This is a genomic window from Marivirga atlantica (genome assembly GCF_016734805.1).
In the GTDB taxonomy this organism is placed as follows: Bacteria; Bacteroidota; Bacteroidia; order Cytophagales; family Cyclobacteriaceae; genus Marivirga; species Marivirga atlantica.
Map to the genome: position 1 here is coordinate 1 of NZ_JAERQG010000009.1, position 2500 is coordinate 2500.

Annotated in this window: 2 rRNA genes (1 of these 2 cut by a window edge); both read right to left on the reverse strand. The window is 47.9% G+C overall.

What is annotated here, in order from left to right:
* Nucleotides 1-95: 95 nt before the first annotated feature.
* Nucleotides 96-207: ribosomal RNA gene (gene rrf, locus JKP34_RS18080) — 5S ribosomal RNA — on the reverse strand.
* Nucleotides 208-348: 141 nt separating this feature from the next.
* Nucleotides 349-2500 (reverse strand): 23S ribosomal RNA (locus JKP34_RS18085); it runs 718 nt beyond the window's last position.

Sequence of the window (2500 nt, forward strand, 5' to 3'; positions counted from 1 at the left end):
CTTGTTTATAGTCAGTGGTCGCTATTGAGCGATTATAAAATGATTAGGCATAAAAAAAGGATTGCTGAATAAACAACAATCCTTATATAATAAAAAGCTGGCAACGACTTACTCTCCCACCTTTTACGGCAGTACCATCAGCGCTGGTGGGCTTAACTTCTCTGTTCGGAATGGGAAGAGGTGTACCCCACCGCTATAGTCACCATAAAGTCTTTCATGACATTTATTGTCACGGTATTAAATTTCTTTATGATACGGTAGTATCAGTATTTTTTATATCATCACTCTATTAGTAATGATTAACATGTTTATGTGAAAGAGTTAATAAAATAAGCACAAGAGTCTGTTTACGGAAAGCTACGGATAATTAGTACTACTCAGCTATGACATTACTGCCTTTACACCTGTAGCCTATCAACCACATCATCTATATGGTTCCTTTAAAGAAGTCTCATCTTGAGGTAAGTTTCGCGCTTAGATGCTTTCAGCGCTTATCTCATCCAAACATAGCTACTCAGCGGTGCACCTGGCGGCACAACTGATACACCAGCGGTTTGTCCAATCCGGTCCTCTCGTACTAAGATCAGGTCCTCTCAAACTTCTAGCGCCCACAACAGATAGAGACCGAACTGTCTCACGACGTTCTGAACCCAGCTCGCGTGCCACTTTAATGGGCGAACAGCCCAACCCTTGGGACCTTCTCCAGCCCCAGGATGTGACGAGCCGACATCGAGGTGCCAAACCTCCCCGTCGATGTGAGCTCTTGGGGGAGATCAGCCTGTTATCCCCAGAGTACCTTTTATCCTTTGAGCGATGGCCCTTCCATGCGGAACCACCGGATCACTATATCCGTCTTTCGACCCTGATCGACTTGTAGGTCTCACAGTCAAGCTCCCTTATGCTATTGCGCTCTGCGCACGGTTACCAAGCGTGCTGAGGGAACCTTTGAAAGCCTCCGTTACTCTTTTGGAGGCGACCACCCCAGTCAAACTACCCACCACACAATGTCTCCTGTGAGGGATTAGGCATCAGATAAAATAAGGGTGGTATTTCAACAACGACTCCACCATGCCTGGCGACACAGCTTCGAAGTCTCCCACCTATCCTACACATATTTTACCCAATGTCAATGTGAAGCTATAGTAAAGGTTCATGGGGTCTTTTCGTCCCGTTGCGGGTAAGCGGCATCTTCACCGCTACTACAATTTCACCGAGCTCGTGGCCGAGACAGTGCCCAGATCGTTACACCATTCGTGCAGGTCGGAACTTACCCGACAAGGAATTTCGCTACCTTAGGACCGTTATAGTTACGGCCGCCGTTTACTGGGGCTTCAGTTCAACGCTTCGCTTACGCTAACGTCCCCCCTTAACCTTCCAGCACCGGGCAGGTGTCAGGCCTTATACTTCATCTTTCGATTTCGCAAAGCCATGTGTTTTTGTTAAACAGTCGCCTGGGCCTTTTCACTGCGGCCCCACCTGAGTGGGGCGCCCCTTCTCCCGAAGTTACAGGGCCATTTTGCCTAGTTCCTTAGCCACGGATCACTCGAGCACCTTAGGATTCTCTCCTTGACTACCTGTGTCGGTTTACGGTACAGGTACCTTATACATATGTTTAGAGGTTTTTCTTGGAAGTCTGATTAGGTCCACTATCCACGCTGCCGAAGCGTTGTGGTACTATCACGTTCAGCAAGCTCAGCGGATTTACCTACTGTGCCTATACCTACACGCTTTAACGTACTATTCCGTCAGTACGCGGGACTTTCACTACTCCGTCACCCCATCACTCTATAAGGTAGTACGGGAATATTAACCCGTTGTCCATCGACTACCCCTCTCGGGTTCGCCTTAGGTCCTGACTAACCCTCAGCTGATTAGCATTGCTGAGGAAACCTTAGTCTATCGGTGGGCGGGTTTCTCACCCGCCTTATCGTTACTTATGCCTACATTTGCTTTTCTATACGCTCCAGCATACCTTACAGTACACCTTCACTGCCTATAGAATGCTCCCCTACCCAGTATAAATACTGCCATAGCTTCGGTAATATACTTAATGCCCGATCATCATCGATGCTCTGTCGCTCGACCAGTGAGCTGTTACGCACTCTTTAAATGAATGGCTGCTTCCAAGCCAACATCCTGGCTGTCTAAGCAACTGAACCTCCTTAGTTCAACTTAGTATATATTTGGGGACCTTAGCTGATGGTCCGGGTTCTTTCCCTCTCGGACAAGGACCTTAGCACCCTTGCCCTCACTCCCGGGATAATTTAGTAGCATTCGGAGTTCATCAGGATTTGGTAGGATTTGACTCCCCCTAGTCCTATTGGTAGCTCTACCTCTACTAAACATCTCCCGAGGCTGTTCCTAAAAACATTTCGGGGAGTACGAGCTATTTCCCAGTTTGATTGGCCTTTCACCCCTACCCACAACTCATCCAAAGACTTTTCAACGTCAACTGGTTCGGACCTCCAGTGCGTGTTACCGCACCTTCATCCTGGTCATG